Raw genomic sequence first — 17,502 nt, forward strand, 5'->3', positions numbered from 1 at the left:
GAAAAAATATTATTTTTATTTTTATCCTTTGTTCTCTCTTCTATTTTTGTGGTATTGGTAATTCAATACAACTTTTTTATGGCTGAAGCTGAAAAAATGATCTTAGTCCGACAAGAGTATCAACAAGTTATTGGTATGTTAAAACAGACTCTGCAAAATAAAAACTCTGATGAAATAACTGACGACTTAGATTCTTTAGATGAGATTAAAAACGAAATAGATACAAAAGATAGTGAGCAAAATATTGTTTTGATTGATGAAGATATCGATGATGATGTTGAACATGTTAAAGAAGATGCGCCAGAAGAAGTTGAAGAACTTGAAGATGAAGAATCCAAAGATTTTCAGTTTATATCAGCAGAAGATGAAAAACAGTTAAAAGATTTACGTAAGCAAACTCGCCAAAAAGTTCAAATTGCTAAAAAAATAAAAAAGAAGCCTTTAGCTCAAAAACAGATTAACCAACTTAAAAAAACAACCAAACAAACATCTATTCAAGATTTTACATTTCATTGGCCTTTAGAATTACATCATTTTTGGATTAGTTCATTGTTTGGTGCTCGTAAGAAAGCAAATGGCACTCCAGGATTCCACTATGGCATCGATCTAGCTGCAATGAAGGGGACAACTGTCAAGGCTGCAGCTGCGGGCGTTGTGATTCAAGCTCAGTACCTTCCTGGGTACGGTAATAATATTTTAATTCAACACAATAAGTATTATAGAACAAGGTATGCTCATTTACATACAATGAATGTTTGCGAAGGTCAAACTATAGCGATTGGGCAAAAAATTGGGACAGTGGGAGCCACTGGCTCAGTCCGTAAGAGTGGTCGTGATGCATCGCATTTGCATTTTGAAATTTATCATAATGGCAGCCACGTTAATCCACTTCGCTATTTATTTAATTAAGGTTATAACAAGACATTTATATATCATGTTTAAGAAAGGTGAGTTTGTATGGTACAAAGAATTATTGCATGGTATAAGCGACCAAATAAGTCGTTTATTGCAGATACGCTTGAATCTTTGCTGGTAATTATTCCTATTGTTTTTTTAATTAAAACATTTGTTTTTGGATTATACCAAGTTCCAACTTGCTCAATGGAGCCGACAATGTTAGTAGGAGAAAGATTTTTTGCTGAAAAGTTTACGGTATTTTTTCAACCTCCAAAGCGTGGCGATATCATTGCTTTTAATAACCCAGTGTATCGATATTCTAAGAGCCCAGTCGTTAATCTATTTGAACGTTATGTATCATGGAAAGTAGTAAGCTGGACTAAACGTGTTATTGGTGTTCCTGGAGATCATGTACAAGGTAAGGTTGAAGGCGGAAAAACAGTTGTGTATCTCAATGGTCAAAAACTTGATGAGCCATATGTTAATCAATATCCGATTATTGAGCTATTCAAGAAAGAATTGGTTGTAGGCGATAATATTTATTCAGGTTTATGTCGCAGAACATTTGACCCATCAAAAAAATGGAATGAGCAGCCGTTTTACAGAATAAATCCTACAGAAATTATACGGGCAAAAGAATTTTGTCCTAAAAATATTTTTTACCCATATGAGCCAACAAACAAAGATATTTTTGATGTGCAACTTGGGGAAAATCAGTATTGGGTTATGGGCGATAATCGTCAAGGTAGCAGCGATTGCAGATCGTGGGGAGCTCTTGATGGTAAACTTATTCATGGCAAAATTGTATTGCGTCTTTGGTCATCTGACAGTGATGAATCATGGTGGATGTCTGATTTGTTAAAACATCCAATTGATTTCTGGAGTCGTATGAGATGGTCAAGATTCTTTAATTTTGTCTATTAAATTAGTAAATATATATTCTAGGCTGTGTTAATTAAATATTTATATTGATATAAAATTACGTTACAGAGCCTAGAAAAAAGTAAATTTGAAAATAAAAGTATAAAAAAGTTGCATGAAAAGCATTTTATGGTAAATTTTATAGTAAGAGCAGTTAATTTAAAAACAGTTTCTTTGATATCGTTTTGTTTGCTATCATTAGTTGGATGTAATTTTTCAAGCTCAGCGCAAAAAAAACCACAGTTAATTGTCATCAATGTTCTTGATAAACAAGAATTTGATGATTGCCATATTGCAGGTTCAATTAACATTCCATTTGCTGAATTTGAAAATAAAGTTGCATCATTTGATAAAAACAATCATTATGTTCTATATTGTGCAGATTATGCGTGCATGTCGAGTGGTTATTGTGCTAAACTATTACGAGATCAAAATTGTAAATATGTTTGGGAATATGCTGGAGGCATGGTTGACTGGTATAAAAAAGGTTATCCAACGCAAGGTCCTGCTCAAGAAGAATATTTGAAATCTGAAAATATTAATTACAATGATGAAGAAGATACATCTCATACAATTACAGCTGAAGAGTTGCTTGTTAAGATAGAAGAGTTTTCATCACGTATCTAAAAAAATTATAGGGCGGCATGGCCAAGTGGTAAGGCGTGGGTCTGCAAAACCTTTATCCTCGGTTCGATTCCGAGTGCCGCCTCCATATTTTTATAGATATTAAGTATATTAATTATAAAAAATTTGAAATTAAAAAATTTATGCATTATTATTAATAACGTATAAATTTAACTTTGAAAAAAATATTGATGCCGAGGTGGCGAAATTGGTAGACGCAAAGGACTTAAAATCCTTCGAGCTTTACGCTTGTGCCGGTTCGAGTCCGGCCCTCGGCACCAAAAAAATATATATTTATCAGAAATTTAAAAAAGTTTCTTGACAAATATTCAGTACTGACTAATTTAACCATTAGTATAAGTTTTTTGGCCTTAGTAAATATAAATACTTGAGGAAGTTATATGAATAAGGCGCAAGTTTTAGAAAGTATGGCAAAGCTAACAAAGATGTCTAAATCATCTTGTAAGCTCGCTCTAGAAGCTTTTGTATCAACAGTTGGCGGAGCTTTAAAACTCAATAAGTCAGTTGTTTTAACAGGTTTTGGTACTTTTGTAGTTATGAAGCGTAAAAGCCGTGTAGGTGTAAATCCTGCAACTGGAAATAAAATGCAAATACCTGCAAAAAAAGTTCCAAAATTCAAGCCTGGAAAAGCTTTAAAAGACTTAGTTGGCTAACGGTTAAGTTTCAAAAAGTTAAAAAGGATGTCTTTCAAGGCATCCTTTTTCTTTATGCATTTCTTCTTGATTTTCCTTTGTAAAGTTTCGTATACTATCAATAGAAGAAATAAAAGGGAGAAATGTAATGCGCAATTTTAAAGCAGCTGCCTTTGAAAAAAAAAATCAATTAGAGATATGGCTACATGATCTTAATTTAAAATCATCAGATTTTATTCGTTTAGCTTGTTCTTTTGGAATTGGTTTCTTATTCGGTCTTATAGTTAAGCGATGGTGTAAATATATTGTTTTAATAACTATTTTTACTATTATTTTATTAGCTGTTCTTCAAAATTGTGCAATTATTACTATTAACATTACAACAATTCAAAAAATCACGGGGCTGCAAGGTGTAACAAATCTAAGCAATCTGTTTTTTGCTCTCGTTCAAGAGTCAAAAAAACATGTATTGATTTTTAGTTGCAGTGGCGTAGGATTTTTTTTAGGTTTTAAAACAGGATAGGGGACGATCATGAAAAAAGATGTTTCATTTGTTCAGCGGTTAACAACTTCGTTACTTGCAAATCAAGCTATTACACAAAAAGAAGCTGATTCTCTGGTAGCGATGTTTCATGATCGTGCAAAAGGAAGAGTCGATAGTTTTTTACTTGATGAAGGTATGGTAGAACGAGAAGATTTATTAAAAGCTTTAAGCGCTATGTACCAAGTGCCGTACTTTGATGTTAACGGTTATTTTTTTGAAAATGAATTATTACAAACATTTCCACGAGATGTCTTAATCAACAAAGGTATTATTCCTTTGCAAGTAGATGAAGATATTTTAATTATGGTAGCAAGTAACCCAGAAGACCCTGAGCTGCTTGATATTATTGGAAATTCAGTTTCATATGATGTCCAGTTTAACGTTGGTTTAAAACGAGATATCATGGATGCTGTAGAAGAATACTATGATCCTTCGATTCTTCTTGAAGATGAAGATCAATTTGATGATTACGAAGATGAAGATCTTGAAAACAATGGTTATCAAGAAGAAGATATTTTTGGCGATGAATACTAATCGTCAATAGGTATGTAGATGTAAAAAAAGCCGCTTAAAGATAAGCGGCTTTTTTCGTAAGATAGATTCTAATTTTAAATTAGCTGTTCTGATTTTTGTCATCAGATTTTTGATCTGAAGAATTATTTAAACTGTTTTCTTCTTGAACTTGTAAAGCTTGTATAAGAGCTTTAATACGTTCTTTCTCTTGAGCTGAAATATCGTATATACTTTTTGTGCTTATAGGATTTGTAGTACGGCAAACTGGGGTTTCAGTTTTTACCGGTATAATTTTTTCAGGAGTTAGCTGTTTTTCTATCGGAGTGTTTTTTGGTTTACATGTGTTTTCTAGGTGACGATTACCATTCATTGATTGTAGTAAATATATGAGCGTTGCTTCATTAAAATAAATGACTCCATTCACATCGCAACCATGGAAATAACAGTCGCATTTTACGTGGCCTTGCAAAGAAGGTGTTAATTGTTGCAATTTTTCTTTTTCAGATTTTTTAAACGATGCTGTTCTTTGGTCGCAAAGATCCTGCAATGTTGTAATTTCTTCAAGTTTTGCATATTTCGAAATGTTTTGAGGTCCTGTTTTTATATAGCTTGCTAATTGCGAATGTGCATCTTTTTTATCAGCATATAATCCTCGACCGACTATTTTAGCTTTATATTTACCAAGAAATTCTGTTGATTCTTCTATCGTTATGACAAGCTCATTAGGAGTTATTGCAGCACCGTTATAAATCATTGCAGATGCAATAGCTAGGGGATCATTCCACCCAAAAGATTTACTTTGGCTTAGAATGGTATGAATATTTTTGTTTTCAGCTACAAATTCAGAAATAGAGCTCATAGGTCTCTTACTTGTTAATTTTAATCGAGGGTTGTTGTCAATTTCTTCATCAATTTTGATAATTTTTGTTAAAAGCCCTGCTAAGTATCGATCATCTTCACTGTCAGAAAATGGCTGTGGTGTTATAGGAGCAAACTGAAGGGCTATAGTTGTATCTTCTGGCGACATTTTATTTTCATGTCTGTTTTTTGCATAGGTTACAGTTGTGTTGATCAGTAACAGAGCAGATAAGGTTTTTTTATAGTATGTATTCATAATTTTAATTTCGTAAAAAATAGAGTAATGTTGATTATTATTTTTTAGATAGAGTATTGTTCATATGCATTCTGACTAATTCATCAGTTAATGGTTCTCGAGCATGTGAAATTTCTTCATTTGTATAGCTTTTTCCTTCTAGTGCTTGTAATTCCATGTTAGCTAAATTGTCTAATTTTACTTTTAATAATTGTTTTCTTTTTCGTTCAAAGTCTGTTTCAGTACTATTTTTTAATAGGTTTACATTTTGATGAGATTGTAACGGTTGCGAATTTTTTCTATTACATTCAATTGTATGGCTTGGCGCTATTGGAAGATCTAATTGAGACTCAGGCTTAAAAACTTTTTGCGGCGAATGTGAATTTTTATTTTGAGCCAATTTTCTATCAGCTATTTCAGACATAACATCTATTTGGTTTATTGTATTATTATGCTTTGCAGTTAAGAAAGCAGCAAAGCTTTGCATAATTGACATAGATTTTTGATCTTCTGCTTTTTTTGCATGAGCGTGATGAATATGTTGATTAATTTCTTGTCTTGAAATTTGACTTGTCATATCGTGTAGATAACTATGTACATGATCTTTTTCTACTGGTTTGTATGCCACGTGTGATGAGTTAGCTGCAAAAATCCATTGATACCATGATAATTTTTTTGCATTCATTTTATTTTGATTTTGTACCTGTTTTCCTATGTAGGCAGATATTTCTTCTGGTGTTTGTACAGGAGGGTGCATAATAATAAAATCTTTTGGTTCAGATTGTTTTTCTTTTGGGTTTATAACTCTAAAACCATTGAGTGTTGCAGGTGCATGTTTATCATCAAGATTTCCATAGGTAAACCCTTGAGTTTTTCCTAATTTTTTAGCAGGTGTATTGGTGATGATTTGTATCTGAGGGTTTTGTTTTCGTATTTCAGTTAAAGCTTGTGCGACAGTTCCTTGATATAAATTATGAGCTTGCGCCATTTGTGGACTATAAACAGGCTTTTCTAGTTCATTTTTATTAAAATCAATATACACAGTTGCAGTTTGACCTCGAGGTGTTTTTTTAGATATTTCAGAAATAGTGGTTTGCAATGATTTTAAATCTAGTTGAGGTTCAAGTTCATTTCTTCTAATTCTAAAATAATTGCTATGAGATGCACGTGCTTGCGCTTGAGCAAATAATACTGCATCTTCTTCATTTGTTTGGTCAAGGTGCATATGTGGTTTTTGGTTGTTATTTTGCTTTTGACCAGATAAAGCAGTATTAATATTTTTTTGTATAGAACGTGATCGTAGTTGCAAATATTCATCATTGTTGAGTTCTGATAAAGATATAGATTCAACACGATATTTTGATGGTGCTTTTGAGCCGTTGAGCATGTTGTTCATGTACTCATTTGCAGATTTAGAAATCATATTACTCATTATATTTAAAGAAATATTGGTAACAATTTGCATAACGATTGGAATAATTTTGTCTGGCCCATAAGGTCCATTATTATTGTCAGAAGTTACAGATAGCGGCGTATAACAGATAGCTATTGCAAAAAATAGCGTTAATTGTGTGTGTTTTTTCATAAGTATAAGTTCTTTTTGTATGTAAGAATAAAACTATATATGGTACTTCACAGAGTACACTAATTGAGATTTTAATCAACCGCGACAATGCTTTATATTTCTATTAGGATATGTATCGCGATAGCACTGTTTTGATATATGTGACTGCATAGATACTATGCTTAAGCCATTAAGTTATAAAATTAATGAGTTATTTTTTTAAAAAAATAAAAAGCCGCTTATTTTTAAGCGGCTTTTTTCGTAAGATAATTACGACTTTTTAAATGACTTGTTTTTAGTATTCGTACTATATTATTTATTTTGAATTTTAAAAGCGTTAAGAGCATTTTCTATTCTTTTTTTATCTTCAAGAGAAATATTATACATATCGTCTGTTTCTTTTTTTTCTTCTTGATTATGTATGTTTAAAATTGCTTGTAATGGATCTTTTGTTTCTATGCTTTTTTCTACGAGCTTAGATTCTTCGTTTTTTAATAATGTATTGAATTTTTGTTTTTCAGAGACTATTTGGCCAGATTCAACTCTTGTCACAGTATTGTTTTTATATCGAGCGCTATTTTGTTGTTGAAGCAGATATGCAAGCACTATTTCATCAAAATAAATAACACCTTGAATATCGCACCCATGCGCATAACATGTACAGGTAATATCACCTTGTAGTGACGGCGTTAATTCTAAAAGCTTTTTTTCTGCTAATGCTGGCTGAGAAATAAAATTATCAAAGCTCATGATATCTTCTGTTCTTGCATATTTTGACATGCTTGTCGGCCCTGATTTAATATATTCAGTTAGTTGGCGATGGGCTTTTTTACTGTTTGAATATAAACCTTTACCTTGAATCGTCGCTTGGTATTGACCAGGAAACTCAGTAGATTTTTTTATTTCAATCGATAATTCATTGGGAGTTTCAGGCGTGCCGGTGTATACTACGGCGCTGATAATTGCCAATGGATCATTCCAGCCAAAGGAATGGTCTTTGCTTTTTAAAAAATAGCAGGAATCTTTTTTATCCTGAGCTATAAAATTTGTAATCGATTGATTTTGGGGTAAGGTAAGATTATGAATTTGAGACTCAGTTGGAGAAAATTTTTGAGTTTGAACTTTATTTTGATCTTGTGATTGCACTTGAGTTTTTTCGTCAGATTCAGCATAAGTTTCACCTCCTGACTGTACTATTTTTTGATTTTGCAACTGTTCTTTGGTAATAGTTGGGCTTTGTTCTTTCGACTCATGGATAACGATTACCTGTTTTATTTGTCGGCTGACCTCTTGGTCAAGTTGAATGATTTTAGTTAAAAGTCCTGCAAAATATTGATCATCTTCATTGTCAGAAAATGGCATTGGCATGGTAGGTGCAAATCGCAAACTTAAAATTTTTTGTTGTGGTGTTGGCGTTGCATGTGCAGCAGCTGAATATATACATAGGACAAGAGATAGTATTTTTTTATAGAATGTAGTCATAATTTTTATTTCTTTATAATAATTATTAATTTTATGCTAGATCGACGTGTGCAGGAGCTTTTAGTTTTAGTTTTTCGATATTTTTTTTCTGTTCATATCTTTTTGCCATGCTGTAAATATCTGTTATTGGTTTTGCTTGAGGCCCATTATTCGGAATATCTTTTGCCGCAGCTTGCACCATGTTATGAGGCTGAACTTTTCCAAAAGGTGCTGTTATCGTAAGTTCTTTTTTTTCAGATGGATTTTTAGGATTGTAATCAATTGTTGTCAGGCTAAAAGTACGATTTATAAGATCTACTTTATATGTAGAATCATTATTTGTAGCATGTTTTTTCATCCGTTCAATTTGCTCTAACTTATCTCGTCGAGCATCTTCAGTTATTTCATTTAATTGTCGATATCGCAAGCCATTGGTAACTGCTACAAATTTGTTAATTTCTTTCTCTGTGGCATGAGCTACGTCCCAATTTACAACCGGAGTATGATACCCTTGCGATTGTAAATTTGCAGCTTGTACTCGTTTATTCCATGTCGATACCCACTTACTTGGCCAAATGTATGCAGATAAAGAATGAGGAGTTATCATTGCAATTTTATCGTCGTGTTCTTTTTTGCAAGCATCATGCATTGCGTTAGTAACTAAAAATGTATCGGTAAGAAATTTGTTGCGATTCTTTTGATTTTTTTTTGATGCCGTTTGAAACTCGGCATGTTTTGTACCTTGATTTTTAAGATGAGCCACGCATGTTGTCGTGAGAAAAACTTTTCGAGCAACATCATTAGGTGCTTGAACGTTGATAATATGTGCACGTTCATTTGCTATTGCACTATTAAATGGTTTTCCATCTTGTCCATAGTTTGAGCATGCAACAACGCGAACTTTTGGATAATTTTTTTCAAGATCCTGCAATAAACTTTTCCATGTGTTTTCGTTCATACCATGTTGAACAGATTGAATTTCGTTACCGGTTGATAATCCAAACTGTTTTCCAAATTCTTCAAGATGCAGGGTAGAAACTGTTCCATCTTTTGTTTCATCAGCTATGCGTTGAACGTAATAGCGTAAAAAACGAGCAACAGTTGCATCTGAATAATTATCAAAATCTCTTTGATGTATATGATAGTAATTACCTTTTGTATACAATGCAATCTGCTGAGCTATTGTAGTTTTTCCGGTTCCCGGTTTGCCATACAGCAGGAGCATCTGATGCTCACCAGTTCCACTTATTTCTTCTTTGTGTAAAACTGATTGAACTGCTTCTGGAAGTGATGCAAGCGTATCGATATGCAAATCTGGGCGCAATTTTAATTGTTCATGTGTTATGGTTGCAAGCTTTGGTTTTGATGCAGTAAAATATTCCCAATAACTTTCACTGCTTTTTTTACTTCGTCTCCAGCTTTCAACAAATTCAGTCGTTATAATATGAGATACTGCTGCAATAGTGGATGCTTTTAAAAAAGTTACGATTGCAGGAATAAGTTTTGCAGGTGATCCGGCTCCATTATCATTATCTGATGCTATAGATAGAGATCCGTTCAGGATAACTATTCCAAAGATGAGTCTTAATTTTGTATGTTTTTTCATAGATATAAGTTTTTCGATATATGATAATAAAATTATACAGATAAAAGACTTGGTTGAGTGAATCAAATTTTTACGAAAGAGGCTTGCGCTACGTTTTCTACAAAAATTCTGGGAATTTGCTGACCGGTGAGCCTGATACACTTTTTATTTAGATAAAAAAGCGTAAAGTGGCCGCCGCCACCAATATTTCCTGAGATGAGCACAGCGATATCGTATGATTGAAGAGTACTTTTAAATTTGGTTTACACAGCTTTAGTTGTTTATGATATATTATAAATGCATTGTATAGAATATATGTTGTAAAAACTTAATCAAGGTCGTTGGTTACTTATATTTCTATGAGAAAGGTTTTGTTTGTATGAAAATTTTATATATCAGTTTGCTTTTGAGTTCTTTTAGTTGTATGTATGCAGGTACTTTACCAGCAGATTTTCATTTTAAACCTGCAGGCAATAAACGTACAAGTTTTATAACTCAATATAAAGAATATGAAGAAGACAAAGTAGAGCATCATAACGAGCTTGAAGCTTTTGAAGTAGTAAAACAAGAAGCTACGGATATTGATCAATATGACGCTCATGAATTGAGTTTATTTGAAAAATGTAAAAAACTTATTGTTGAATTCATTGCTTTTTTATCAATTAAACAAAATTAGTCTGATTATTCCATTCAAATGGCATTGTCCGTGTTGTTTAAAAAATAAAAGCTCTCAAGAATTATATTTCTTGAGAGCTTTTGAATAGAATTAACAATTATTTACAGTCTATTGATAGATTATGACACCTTCTTTTGTAGATTAGGTAGCATGTATTCTACACTCTTCAGCGCTTCCTCTACCCATCCGCGATTATCACTTACTGCTTCACCAACTAAAAAAATATGTGAATGTGGATAGCGTGTTTTTACTAACTGATTCATTTTATGTTTGTATAAAGCTTTTCTCACATCTTTTTCTTGCATAAAATGGGGGATAATATCTTTTGAGTGCGGGGGTAATAAATAATGTGTTCCTTCTTCCCAGTTAAAGCATTGTATTTTTTCTAGGCTATCTTTTAAGCTGCCAGTGGGCATATGGAAATTTTTTTCAATTTCTTGTTCAAAATATGCATGATTTTTTTCATTATTTTTACAATATGCACTGAGCATGTCAGCATCATCATTGTCGCTGCATGCTAAAAGATAAACACCCTTATCAGCATCCATTGGAATAACATAATGGAGTGGTGAAAACACAATAGAGTGGTGTGGAATATATTGTTTTAATAATTCACGAACGGGATGTTTAAAGTGTCCATACACGCGTAAAAAATTTTGTGGGACAATGTATTCAATTGGTTCAAGTACTGTTTGTAGAGTAGGAGAATTTTTTAATATAGAATTGTAGGCGTTCATAGGCAGTGCAAAAATTATATTTTTTGCAGTAAAGATTTGTTCTTTTTTGTGGTCATTTAAGACAACAATTTCAAAAAGGGGATCTGATGTTTTTTGTATCATATTTACTTGAAGAGCAGTATTTTTTTGTTTTATATGGTTCATACCTATTGCATGCGTAAGCGCTTCATGGAGTTTATCCCATGATAATTTTATTGCAGTCCAACCTTCTTTATTATCTTCCATGCCATAATAAAAAAGTACCTCGTGGGCATCTTCTTTTTGGTAATCTGTATATCCAGTTGCGTGAATAAAGTAGTTATATTTTTCAGGGCCAAGTATGCGTGTTGCAAATTTTTTAAATGTGGGAAAGTTGAATGATTCTTTTTTTTCTAAGGCTTCATGCATGTGTTGTATATATTGCTCCTGCAAATATATTGTTGTGTTCATAATAAAATTGGGATCTGCATGGTTAAAGTCTGGTGTGTAATGATATTGTACAGTAAATAATTTATGAGCAACATTGAGTTCTTGTATCAGATTATATAAAAGAGTATCTTTTCCGTGCCTGCCAACATGTGCGGCTTCTACAATTTCAGTCCCGCCAAAAAAGCTGGTGTTTGTACGTCCGCCCATCTCTGCATTTTTTTCTAGAATTAAAAATGATGTTTTTGGATTTTGTTTTTGTAATTTGTATCCGCTATATAGCCCTGAAATACCTCCACCAACAATGATATAATCATAAATCATTTGTTTTTTTCCTTTTTTTGATAATGCATTTTTTGTCAGTCTATACACGGTGTCATGAAAAAAAGCAATACATACAATAGATATAACATGATAATTCATCAGCAAATTGGCATAAAGCTCAAAAAGATTTTGCTATTTTTGTCCAACAAATTATGTAGTTTTAGAATAAGCTCTTACGATGAAATTGAGTTCATGAAATCTGAAAGCCTTTTTGTTTTTAGGCTTTTTAAAAGTTGTATTGTATACTTAAAAATAAAAAGGTCTTATGTCTCCTATGTTATCTTTACAAAATATGACTGTTTGTGTTGATCAAAAAGTCATATTACATCATCTCAATTTGCAAGTTTCTCCTGGTTGCTTACACGTGATTATGGGACAAAATGGTTCGGGAAAAAGTAGTTTTGCACATATGCTCATGGGGCATCCGTTGTATGAAGTGACCGAAGGGTTAATTTTGTACCAAGGTCATAATTTAGCAGAAATATCTGTTCAAGATCGTAGTAAACGTGGAATATTTGTAGCATTTCAGCAATCAATTGCAATTCCTGGGGTCACGGTTTTTCAGTTTTTAAAAGAAATTTATGCAGCAGCAGGCAAACCGTTATTACCGGCTATTGAATTACAAGAACTTTTAGAATCTTTATTGCAGCAAGTTGCTTTAGATATATCATTTTTACAACGAGGCTTGCATGAACATTTTTCTGGTGGCGAAAAAAAACGGCTTGAAATTGTTCAGATGCTTTTATTGCAACCTCAATTAATTGTTCTTGATGAGATCGATTCTGGTTTAGATGTTGATGCGTTAAGAATTATTGGTTCAGTTGTTCAAAATTATCTTCAACAAAATTCTCAGGCTTCATGCATTATTATTACGCATTATCGAAGAATCTTAGATTATTTAAAACCTGATTATGTTCACATTATGCATCAAGGTACTATCGTTCAAACTGGTGACGTACAGTTGTCGCATGACGTAGAAGAAAAAGGATATGATGTCTATTCACGATGATGTAAAAAAAGATGACATATTCAAAGCTTTTAAATCTGAAAAAGGTTTAAATAAAAAAATTGTTACTGATATTTCTGAGCGTAAAAATGAACCAGCATGGATGCTTGAGTATCGTTTAAAAGCATTAGAAATTTTTGAACAAAAACCTATGCCAACATGGGGCGCAGATTTATCACATCTTGATCATCATGATATTCATTATTATGTTCAGTCTGTTCAAGGCAAACATTCATCATGGGAAAATGTCCCTGACGATATAAAAAATACGTTCGATAAATTAGGTATACCGCAAGCAGAACGAGAAATGCTTGCAGGTGTAGGTGCTCAATTTGAATCTGAAGTTATATACAAACGATTAAAAGATAAGTGGGCAAAAAAAGGGGTAGTTTTCTTAGATACCGACTCTGGTCTTAAAGAATATCCAGAATTATTTAAAAAATATTTTGCAACGGTAATTCCCGCGCATGATAATAAATTTGCAGCACTTAATTCTGCGGTGTGGAGTGGTGGAAGTTTTGTGTATGTTCCACCTGGTGTCCAGATTGATTTACCATTGCAAGCATATTTTAGAATAGAATCATCTCAAATGGGCCAATTTGAACGAACATTAATTATTGCAGATGAGGGAAGTTCTATCCATTATGTGGAAGGGTGCAGCGCACCTGTATCGCGTAACAATTCATTGCATAGTGCTGTTGTAGAATTGATTGCGTTGCCAGGTTCTCATATTCGTTACACGACAATCCAAAACTGGTCAAATAACGTGTATAACTTAGTGACTAAGCGTGCAATTGCTCATGAACGAGCATCAGTTGATTGGATTGATGGAAATTTTGGAAGCAAAGTCACGATGAAATATCCAGCAATTATTTTAAAAGGTGAGCATAGTCGAGGGCAAATTGTTTCAATTGCTATTGCAGGAAAAGACCAACAGCTTGATGCCGGGGCAAAAGTCATTCATTGTGCGTCAAATACCAGCTCAAACGTTGTTTCAAAATCAATCAGCAAAGATGGTGGCAGGACTACGTACCGAGGACTACTTAAAGTACTCAAAGGGTTGCATAACATTACCTCTCGAGTTCAGTGTGATGCATTGCTGATGGATGGATTATCACGAACTGACACGTATCCAACAGTTGATATAAAATCTGATCAGGTAGATATTGGACACGAAGCATCAGTGAGTAAAATTAATGATGAGCAGCTATTTTATTTGATGTCTCGAGGCTTGTCATCGCAACAAGCTCAGGCAATGATTGTAAATGGATTTATCGACTGTTTTGTTAAAGAATTGCCAATGGAATATGCAATCGAAATTAATCGACTTATTGCAATGGAAATGGAAGACTCAATTGGGTAGTTAAGTTAGCCTGTGTAAATCAAATTTTTACTTTAAAGATTTACCCTGTGTTTTCTACCAAAACTCCGGGAATTTGCTTGCCAGTGGGCTTCATGTACTATTTCTTTACATAAAAAAGCGTAACGAGGCAGCAGCCACCACTGTTTGCCAAGATGAGCGAAGCGATATCGTAGGTTTTTGTGCACATATTTTTTTGTTTCAATTAATTATTGTTATCATCATAAGTTTTGTTATGCATTGAAAGTAATTTTCTTAATTATTGACTATCTGAACTTTTTTTCTGTATCATTAATAAAAAAACATACATACAATTAAAAAATTCAAAAGAAAGTTCATTCTATGAATAAAATTATTATACATGTTTTCGCATTACTATTTTTATCATCTAGTATGTATGCAAGTGTTGATGAGGCTGCTGCAAAGAGAATTTTGAGTAAAAGAAAAAACAATTCTCAACATTCTTCTTTAAAAAGAACTAAAACGTATCAAATTTTACATACGATTGATAATGATAGTTCTTCTGAGGAAAATGGGCTTATAACATTTAAAGAGTATCTTGATAGATTAGTATATGCTGATTTTTGTGAGGCATTACGAACTGCAGATACTAAGAAAATTACTGCATTAATAGAGCAAGGCGTTGATGTTGATAAAAAATATGAAGATGTTATACCATTGCATCTTGCAGTTAATAGGGGCGATCTAGATCTTGTTCAGCTTTTACTTGCGGCTGATGCAAATCCGAATATTCAAAATTCAGACGGTCATTCTCCATTACATATTGCAACAGCACAAGAATCTGCAAAGATAGTCCGTGTTTTATTAGAGCATGAAGCAGATGCTAACATTCAGGATAATGAAGGCAAGACTCCACTTCATATTGCAGTAGAAGATGATTTGCATGAGATAGCTGAATTACTGATAATAGGAAATAGTAAAACTGATATTGAGAATAATGAAGGCAAGACGCCACTTGATCTTGTTCAATCAAAAGAAATGAGAGATATTTTAGCTTAATTACAGTTGTGTTTGTAGGTGTAATTTTAAAATTACACCTACAAACTTATGATGTTACTGAGAGCTCATCTTGAAAAATATGTGTGGCAGCTGCCACTTTATATTACAATATACAAATACACATGAATTGCTTAAAATTATTGTATCGTACAATTTTAATTGCCTAGGAATTTTATTAATAATTTATGCACAAAAGTTGATCATGTTCTTTCTGTTCATACAGCTTTAGATGTGACTTTGCAAGACCAACAGATTACAGAATATACGGTAACAGAATCTTCATATTGTTTTATTGCTCCACAAGGAATTACAGCAACAATGACATTGCTGATCACAACATCGATTGCAAGCAATATACATATACAATGTGGCAACAACAGTAATGTAACTGTGCGCTTTATTATGTTATTTCCGGATATAGCAGATATCACGGTGCATACCTATGTATGTGCTGATAATGCTCAGGTAACAATTCTTGGTATGTATGCAATTACCGATCAGCAATCAGTATCTTTGCGTAGCAAACAAATTCATTGTGGTAAAAATTCTACGAGTAAATTTATTATACAAGGTCTTGTAGCTCAACAAGCTAAGTTTTTGTATGATGGAACAATTCGTATCGAAGAGTCTGGATCAGGGACGTATGCTATGCAGCATAATAAAAATATTTTATTGTCCCACACCTCCAGTGCAATTTCTATACCAAATATTGAAGTTTTAAACCACGATGTGCAATGTTACCATGGAGCTGCAGTTGGTAAATTTGATAAACATCAGATACAGTATATGCAGAGCCGTGGTCTTGATGATGCAATAATTCAACAGTTGTTGATAGAGGCTTTATTTCAAGAACCATTGCAAGGGTATGAAAATAAAGAATTAATCCTTCAACGTGTTTATAAAAAAATATGAAAAATTTAGCTCAGTTACGTTTAGATTTCCCAATATTTGACCAAATAATTAATAAGTATCCGCTCATTTATTTTGATTCTGCAGCTACCGCACAAGTTCCTTTGGCTGTAGTCGATGCAATGTCATCATTTTACATGACCTATAAATCAAATGTTGATCGCGGTTTATATTCATTTGCAGAAAAAACAACGTCAGCTTATGAGCAAGCTCGCCAATCTATTGCTCAATTTATCAATGCATTGCCAGAAGAAATTGTTTTTACGAGTGGAGCAACCGATGGAATTAACATGGTTGCAGCAATTTGGGCAGCTTATCAGCTGGAAGAAGGGGATGAAATTATTATTTCTCAAGTTGAACACCATTCAAATTTTTTGCCATGGCAACAACTTGCCTTACAAAAGAAATTAATCTTAACAATTATTCCGATTGATGAAACAGGCGTGCTTGACATGCGAGCTTATTTTGCAGCATTATCATCAAAAACCAAGCTTGTAGCGATTGTACATACTTCAAATATTTTGGGTACAAGCAATGATATTGGGTTAATTGTTGCAGCGGCGCATCAAGTTGGAGCAAAAGTTTTAGTCGATGCTGCACAATCAATTGCTCATCAAAAAGTTGATGTGGTTGAATTAGGCTGTGATTTTTTAGTTTTTTCTGGTCATAAACTCTTTGGCCCAACTGGAATAGGCTGTCTTTTTATGAAGAAAAATATACAGAAAGACTGTCAGCCATACCGCTTTGGTGGCTCAATGGTGTATAGTGCAGGGTATGATGAATCTTATTGGAAAAATGCTCCCTACTGTTTTGAAGCAGGAACACCACCAATTGCACAAGCCATCGGTCTTGGAGCAGCTGTTGAGTATGTACAAAAAAATATCGATTTTGATATAACAAAAGAGCATGAAGAATCACTTGCTGTCATGGCAGCTACAGGTTTACAAGAACTTGGATTTCATCTTTTGCAACCAACTGGTTCTGGCCATATTGTAACTTTTTATGATGAAGAAATTCACGCTCATGATATTGCAGCATATCTTAATTCTTATGGTATTGCGGTCCGTGCAGGTAATCATTGTGTTCAGCCATTTCATGAAAAAAGAAATATTGAATCGACAGTTCGTCTAAGTTTTGCTTTTTATAATACCGTCAGCGAAGTCCAATTTTTCTTGGATATTATGAAACTTTTATAAATTTTATTTCAATC

17 protein-coding genes and 2 tRNA genes are annotated in these 17,502 nt (G+C 33.2%); 14 read left to right on the forward strand and 5 right to left on the reverse strand.

Features of this window, described 5'->3' with window-relative positions; all coding sequences use genetic code 11:
- The first annotated feature begins 78 nt into the window (after window positions 1-78).
- From C0J27_RS05715 to C0J27_RS04465, 8 genes are all read left to right on the forward strand, one after another.
- On the forward strand, window positions 79-909 hold the full coding sequence (locus tag C0J27_RS05715; RefSeq protein ID WP_162801803.1) for a M23 family metallopeptidase: 831 nt from the start codon (window positions 79-81) through the stop codon (window positions 907-909).
- Between the two features lie 48 nt (window positions 910-957).
- Window positions 958-1,821, forward strand: a complete 864-nt coding sequence (gene lepB / locus C0J27_RS04435) for a signal peptidase I (RefSeq protein WP_115585970.1) — start codon at window positions 958-960, stop codon at window positions 1,819-1,821.
- Window positions 1,822-1,947: 126 nt separating this feature from the next.
- The gene (locus C0J27_RS04440) at window positions 1,948-2,445 is read left to right on the forward strand and encodes a rhodanese-like domain-containing protein (protein ID WP_115585971.1); all 498 of its coding nucleotides are present in this window, start codon (window positions 1,948-1,950) and stop codon (window positions 2,443-2,445) included.
- Between the two features lie 11 nt (window positions 2,446-2,456).
- Window positions 2,457-2,530, forward strand: a tRNA-Cys gene (locus tag C0J27_RS04445).
- Between the two features lie 105 nt (window positions 2,531-2,635).
- Window positions 2,636-2,723: transfer RNA gene (locus C0J27_RS04450), tRNA-Leu, on the forward strand.
- Window positions 2,724-2,843: 120 nt separating this feature from the next.
- On the forward strand, window positions 2,844-3,116 hold the full coding sequence (locus tag C0J27_RS04455; RefSeq protein WP_115585972.1) for an HU family DNA-binding protein: 273 nt from the start codon (window positions 2,844-2,846) through the stop codon (window positions 3,114-3,116).
- A gap of 127 nt (window positions 3,117-3,243) precedes the next feature.
- Window positions 3,244-3,618 (forward strand): hypothetical protein, encoded by a 375-nt coding sequence (locus tag C0J27_RS04460; RefSeq protein WP_115585973.1) that lies wholly within the window; start codon window positions 3,244-3,246, stop codon window positions 3,616-3,618.
- 9 nt (window positions 3,619-3,627) lie between these two features.
- A complete protein-coding gene (locus C0J27_RS04465; protein ID WP_115585974.1) occupies window positions 3,628-4,173 on the forward strand; it encodes a GspE/PulE/PilB domain-containing protein in 546 nt (181 codons plus the stop codon).
- Window positions 4,174-4,252: 79 nt separating this feature from the next.
- On the opposite strand, the gene C0J27_RS04470 is transcribed toward C0J27_RS04465, so the two are convergent.
- The 4 genes from C0J27_RS04470 to C0J27_RS04485 all read right to left on the reverse strand — a co-directional run bounded on the left by C0J27_RS04470 (window position 4,253) and on the right by C0J27_RS04485 (window position 9,876).
- A complete protein-coding gene (locus tag C0J27_RS04470) occupies window positions 4,253-5,266 on the reverse strand; it encodes a hypothetical protein (protein WP_115585975.1) in 1,014 nt (337 codons plus the stop codon).
- A gap of 37 nt (window positions 5,267-5,303) precedes the next feature.
- Window positions 5,304-6,830: a hypothetical protein gene (locus C0J27_RS04475; protein WP_115585976.1), complete on the reverse strand. Its 1,527-nt coding sequence runs from the start codon at window positions 6,828-6,830 to the stop codon at window positions 5,304-5,306.
- Between the two features lie 291 nt (window positions 6,831-7,121).
- Window positions 7,122-8,291 (reverse strand): hypothetical protein, encoded by a 1,170-nt coding sequence (locus C0J27_RS04480; RefSeq protein WP_115585977.1) that lies wholly within the window; start codon window positions 8,289-8,291, stop codon window positions 7,122-7,124.
- Between the two features lie 31 nt (window positions 8,292-8,322).
- Window positions 8,323-9,876, reverse strand: a complete 1,554-nt coding sequence (locus C0J27_RS04485) for an AAA family ATPase (protein WP_115585978.1) — start codon at window positions 9,874-9,876, stop codon at window positions 8,323-8,325.
- Between the two features lie 358 nt (window positions 9,877-10,234).
- On the opposite strand from C0J27_RS04485, the gene C0J27_RS04490 reads away from it, so the two are divergent.
- Window positions 10,235-10,531, forward strand: a complete 297-nt coding sequence (locus C0J27_RS04490) for a hypothetical protein (RefSeq protein WP_115585979.1) — start codon at window positions 10,235-10,237, stop codon at window positions 10,529-10,531.
- A gap of 119 nt (window positions 10,532-10,650) precedes the next feature.
- Here C0J27_RS04490 and C0J27_RS04495 read toward each other — a convergent pair whose 3' ends face one another.
- Window positions 10,651-11,997, reverse strand: a complete 1,347-nt coding sequence (locus C0J27_RS04495; RefSeq protein ID WP_162801804.1) for an NAD(P)-binding protein — start codon at window positions 11,995-11,997, stop codon at window positions 10,651-10,653.
- Between the two features lie 274 nt (window positions 11,998-12,271).
- Between C0J27_RS04495 and sufC the strand changes: the two genes are divergently transcribed.
- The 5 genes from sufC (at window position 12,272) to C0J27_RS04520 (ending at window position 17,488) form a co-directional block, all read left to right on the forward strand.
- Window positions 12,272-13,006 carry a Fe-S cluster assembly ATPase SufC gene (gene sufC, locus C0J27_RS04500; RefSeq protein WP_115586220.1) on the forward strand — a complete coding sequence of 245 codons (735 nt, stop codon included), beginning with the start codon at window positions 12,272-12,274 and terminating at the stop codon, window positions 13,004-13,006.
- On the forward strand, window positions 12,987-14,366 hold the full coding sequence (gene sufB / locus C0J27_RS04505) for a Fe-S cluster assembly protein SufB (protein WP_115585981.1): 1,380 nt from the start codon (window positions 12,987-12,989) through the stop codon (window positions 14,364-14,366). Before sufC ends, sufB begins: the two co-directional genes overlap by 20 nt.
- Window positions 14,367-14,705: 339 nt before the next feature.
- Window positions 14,706-15,383, forward strand: coding sequence for an ankyrin repeat domain-containing protein (locus C0J27_RS04510; protein WP_115585982.1), 678 nt, complete (start codon window positions 14,706-14,708; stop codon window positions 15,381-15,383).
- A 159-nt stretch (window positions 15,384-15,542) separates the two neighbouring features.
- On the forward strand, window positions 15,543-16,295 hold the full coding sequence (locus C0J27_RS04515; RefSeq protein ID WP_115585983.1) for a SufD family Fe-S cluster assembly protein: 753 nt from the start codon (window positions 15,543-15,545) through the stop codon (window positions 16,293-16,295).
- The gene (locus tag C0J27_RS04520) at window positions 16,292-17,488 is read left to right on the forward strand and encodes an aminotransferase class V-fold PLP-dependent enzyme (RefSeq protein ID WP_115585984.1); all 1,197 of its coding nucleotides are present in this window, start codon (window positions 16,292-16,294) and stop codon (window positions 17,486-17,488) included. The genes C0J27_RS04515 and C0J27_RS04520 overlap by 4 nt, the downstream gene beginning before the upstream one ends.
- Window positions 17,489-17,502 lie beyond the last annotated feature (14 nt).

The sequence above is a fragment of the Candidatus Chromulinivorax destructor genome (assembly GCF_003366055.1).
Taxonomy (GTDB): Bacteria; Babelota; Babeliae; order Babelales; family Chromulinivoraceae; genus Chromulinivorax; species Chromulinivorax destructor.